The sequence below is a fragment of the Streptomyces sp. SID11385 genome (assembly GCF_010548245.1).
GTDB lineage: Bacteria > Actinomycetota > Actinomycetes > Streptomycetales > Streptomycetaceae > Streptomyces.
The window spans coordinates 1-4,332 of sequence record NZ_JAAGLR010001092.1; the positions used below are offsets into that span (position 1 = coordinate 1).

Annotated in this window: 3 protein-coding genes and 2 pseudogenes; all 5 read left to right on the forward strand. The window is 74.3% G+C overall.

The genetic code is table 11. The annotated features are described in order from the left end of the window. Positions 1-641, forward strand: a pseudogene (locus G3I42_RS33515) (phage tail domain-containing protein); the annotation flags it as partial. A 49-nt stretch (positions 642-690) separates the two neighbouring features. Next, a complete protein-coding gene (locus G3I42_RS33520) occupies positions 691-1,896 on the forward strand; it encodes a hypothetical protein (protein WP_164291441.1) in 1,206 nt (401 codons plus the stop codon). A 31-nt stretch (positions 1,897-1,927) separates the two neighbouring features. After that, the gene (locus tag G3I42_RS33525) at positions 1,928-3,052 is read left to right on the forward strand and encodes a hypothetical protein (RefSeq protein ID WP_164291442.1); all 1,125 of its coding nucleotides are present in this window, start codon (positions 1,928-1,930) and stop codon (positions 3,050-3,052) included. A 3-nt stretch (positions 3,053-3,055) separates the two neighbouring features. Then, the gene (locus G3I42_RS33530) at positions 3,056-3,784 is read left to right on the forward strand and encodes a hypothetical protein (protein WP_164291443.1); all 729 of its coding nucleotides are present in this window, start codon (positions 3,056-3,058) and stop codon (positions 3,782-3,784) included. Positions 3,785-3,845: 61 nt separating this feature from the next. Beyond that, positions 3,846-4,332, forward strand: a pseudogene (locus tag G3I42_RS33535) (phage tail protein); the annotation flags it as partial.

The window sequence follows — 4,332 nt, forward strand, 5'->3', positions numbered from 1 at the left end:
TGCGCGCCGCGACCGCCCCCGACGGCGGCGAACGCTGGCTCGCCGTGCGGCTGCTCGGCGAGACGCTCGCCGTACGGGCCAGGGTGAGCCGCCGCGTCGTGCCGCAGGACCGCGGCTACGCGACCCAGGGCGTCGCCAAGCTCAGCCTCCAGTGGACCGCGACCGACCCGCGCCGCTACGGCATCGCGCTCCACGAGGCCCGCACCGGACTGCCCAGCGCAGAGGCCGGGCTGTCCTGGGACGACACGAACGGCCCGCACCTGAGCTGGCCGCTCGACTGGGGCGCCCTCGGCACGGCCGGCTCGCTCACCGCGCTCAACGACGGCAGCGCGGCCGTGCGCCCGGTGATCGAGTTCCACGGCCCGGTGCAGCGCCCCTCGCTCACGCGGCTCTCGGACGGCCGGCAGCTCCAGTACGCGCTCGCGCTCGGCGCGGGAGACGTGCTCACCGTCGACGCCGAGGCCGGGACCGTCCTGCTCAACGGCACCGCCTCCCGCCTCTACACCGCGACCCCCGACTCCTCGCCCGAGCAGCTCTTCCAGCTCGAACCGGGCACCACCGACCTCGCCTTCCGCGCCGACGACACCACCCCCGACCCGGCGGCCCACGTCACGGTCCGCTGGCGCGACGGGCACTGGTAGACCCCGCCCGGCCCCGTACCCGTACACCCACCAGCTCCCAGGAGACCCCATGCCCGTCCGCAGCGCCTGGCTCGTCACCCGCACCGACGCCGAGTCCGGTCAGTCCCGCACCGACACCCGCCTCGCTCCCCTCGGCACCATGACCCCGACCAGCGGCCTCGCGAGCCGCAGCGGCATCGTCCCCGGCTCGCCGGACGGCAAGTCGCTCATGTCCGGGCTCTACGTCTTCGGCGCGAGCGCCGGGATGACCGCCACCATCGCCCCGGGCCGCGCCGTCGTCCAGGGCTCCGAGGCCGCCGGGGCCTACCCCGTCGTCCTCACCGACTACACCGCCCTCACCTTCGCGGACGGCGACCCCAACAACCCGCGCACCGACCTCGTCGTCCTGCGGGTCTACGACGCCCAGTTCGACGACACGGGCCGCACCGAGGCCGTACTCGAAATCGTCCAGGGCACGGCGGGGGCCACCCCGCAGGCCCCGCAGACCCCGCCCGCCTCGCTGCCGCTCGCCACCGTCCTCGTCCCGGCGGGCGCCTCGGTGGGCACGGGGGGCATCAACTGGACGAGCGCCGTCGCCGAACTGCGCACCACGACCGTCGCCGTCGGCGGCATCCTGCCGCTGTACGGGGGCGCCGCCGAGCAGGGCGCCTACCCGGGCCAGTACCGCGACAGCGGCAGCCAGCTCCAGCGCTGGGACGGCACCCGCTGGCTCGGCTACCCGGCGCAGCTCGGCGGCATCGCCCCGAACGGCCAGCTCGCCACCGGCGCCTACACCGGGCAGTACCGCGACAACGCGGGCCGCCTGGAGCGCTGGAACGGCACGGCGTGGACCGTCGCGGTGCCGAGCCCGTCGTTCGCGTACAACAACGACGGCGGCTACTGCAAGGCGACCGCCTGGACCGAGGCCCTCACCGACACCAACGGCCCGACGGTGACCACGACCTTCACGGCGCCCGCCTCCGGGAAGGTCCTCGTCACCGTCGGGTACCAGGGCCGTTCCTCGGTGGACGGCGGCTGGGGACGGATGACCATCAACCTGCGCAAGGACGGCGCGCTGATCCTCGGGGGCGCGAGCGACGAGACCCGCTGCGCGACCACCACGGGACGCGACATGCAGTCGGTCGCCACGACCTTCCAGATCACCGGACTCGTCACGGGCGCCACCTACGCGGCCGTCTCCGCCTACAGCGCGAGCGCCGCCACGAACAACCACTGGTTCGACAACCGCTTCATCCGCGTCGACCCCGTCTTCTAGGTCGGCCCCGTCCTCCGGAAGGAGCCGCCGCGTGCCGGCTTCCCCGCGTACCGCGTACGCGCCCCTCACCCCCGTCTACCGGGCCGTCTTCTGCGATCTGCGCACCGACCAGGTCATCGACGTACTGCCCCTGACGGACACCAAGTTCGACGACTACATAGGAAAGGCCGGCTCGCTCTCGGCGACCGTCCCGCTCCCGGACGCCGCGCTCGCCGCGCGCGCCCGCACGGCACTCGTGCCCGGGCGCACGGCGGTGTGGCTGGAGCGGGACGGGGACGTCTGGTGGGGCGGGGTGCTGTGGACCCGTACCCCCTCCAGCGACGAACGCGGCCGGATACAGGTCGAGTTCCAGGCCGGGACCTTCGACTCCTACCTCGATCACCGCATCCTCGCGCACGACTTCACCGCGACGGCCGTCGACCAGTTCGACCTCGCCCGGATGCTGGTCGCGCACGCCCAGGAGCAGCCGGGCGGCGACATCGGCATCCAGCTCGGCAGCGAGGTCTCCGGCATCGCGCGGAGCGTCTCCTTCGCCGCCTCCGGGCTCGCCCGCATCCGCGAACTCCTCGACCAGATAGCCCAGTTCGACGACGGCTTCGAGTGGCGGCTGCGCTGCTACCGGGACGCCGACGGACGCCGCGCCAAGCGACTCCAGCTCGGTCACCCGCTGATCAGCGGCAGCGCCGAGGACCTCGTGCTCGACCACCCCGGCCAGGTGCTCACCTACAGCCTCCCCGCCGACTCGACCGTGCAGGCCGACGTGTGGGTGGCGCGCGGGGACTCGCCCAACGCCGACCAGGCCGAGGAGTCCCAGCCGCTCACCGTCCTGGTCGAGTCCCCCGAGGACCTCGCGGCCGGCTGGCCGCGCCTGGAGGCCACCTCGGACCACAGCGGGGTCAGCGACGAGACGGTCCTGCGCTCCCTGGCCCAGGCCCAGCTCGCCCGGCAGCGGATGCCCGAGGTGATCCCGGAGATCACCGTGCGCCTCGACGGGCGGATCTCGCCCGCGCTGCTCGGCGCGAACGTACGGCTGCGCCTGCGCGACCTGTGGCACCAGGAGCCGCGGGAGGAGCGCTACCGGGTCGTCGGCCTCGCCGTCGAACCACCCCAGCGCGCCAAGGCCGAGACGGCGACGCTCTACCTCGAAGGGATGTGAACCATGGCCACAGTGCCCACCGATCTCCTCGACCGCATCAGGGACATCGAACGCCGGGTGCGCGGCCTCATGGCGAGCGCCAACAGCGGCCCGCCGATGAACCAGGTCGGCAACGGGGACATCGTCGTCGGCGACCAGGGCCGCATCCGGGCCCGCACCTCGCACGGCGACGACCTGCTCCTCGTGGGCCGCGTCGAACCGGACCGCGACACCGGGCAGTACCAGCAGGGGTTCGCGCTGCGCCGCGACGACGGCTCGCTCGCCCTCTCGCTGCTCACCACCGACCCCGAGAAGGCCCCGGTCCAGGCGCTGCGCGTGCTGGACCACCGGGGCAACACGGTCCTGGCCACGGACACCGGACGAGGAGGGCTGAGCCGCCCGTACCTGCCCTTCCCCACGCCCGTACCGGTCGCCACGAGCGGCTGGCAGTCCACGACGGCCACCGCGTGGACAACGCTCTACGCGGGCCCCGGTTTTGCCCAGCACCCGAAGGTGTACGGCCTCATCGGCGTCTCGGGCTCGCCCGGCGCCGCCGTCCGGCTGCTCGTCAACGGCAGCCCCGTCGGCGAGGAACAGGCGGTGACGGGCGCGGCGGACCAGACCGTGACGTTCCTGGCCGACCTGCCCGGCTCCTTCGGGGACGTCGTCGCCTTCGAGATCCAGGCCAGGGTCGCCGCCGCGGGCGACACGGTCGCCTGCCAGCCGCGGGGGCTGTACGGGGTGCAGTCCTGAGCGGGACCCCCACTCCTCCCCTCGTCCTTCCCCCGCTTCCCTCACCACCCACGGAGGTCCCGTGCTGCCCGAATCCATCCCCACCGTCCGGCTCACCGCCCGCTACCTCGGCCTCGACGGCCACCCGCTCGGCGGGAACGTCGTCTTCCAGCCGCCGGCGCTGCTCACCCACTCCGCCGCCGACCTCTTCGTCGGCGGCCCCACCACGGCCGTGCTCGACGCCGAGGGCCGGCTCGACGTGACGCTCCCCGCGACCGACGCGGAGGGCTGGAACCCGTCCGGCTGGACGTACACCGTCACCGAGCGCCTGACCGGCGCGGGCCGCCCGCGCACGTACCACATCGCGCTCGCCGCCTCCGTTCCCGAGGTGGACCTCGCCGACCTCGCCCCCGCGGACCCGGCGGGCACCCAGTACGTCACCGTGCCGGGTCCCGCGGGGCCGCCCGGCGAGCCGGGGCCGCAGGGCCCGGCAGGGCCGGTGCGCTCCGTCAACGGGCGCACCGAGACCGACGTCGTGCTCGACGCGGCCGACCTCGGCGCCGTTCCCG

Excerpts from the sequence above, each read along its gene's own strand:
- G3I42_RS33520 (WP_164291441.1), top strand. The coding sequence starts at position 691 with ATGCCCGTCCGCAGCGCCTGGCTCGTCACCCGCACCGACGCCGAGTCC.
- G3I42_RS33530 (WP_164291443.1), top strand. The coding sequence starts at position 3,056 with ATGGCCACAGTGCCCACCGATCTCCTCGACCGCATCAGGGACATCGAA.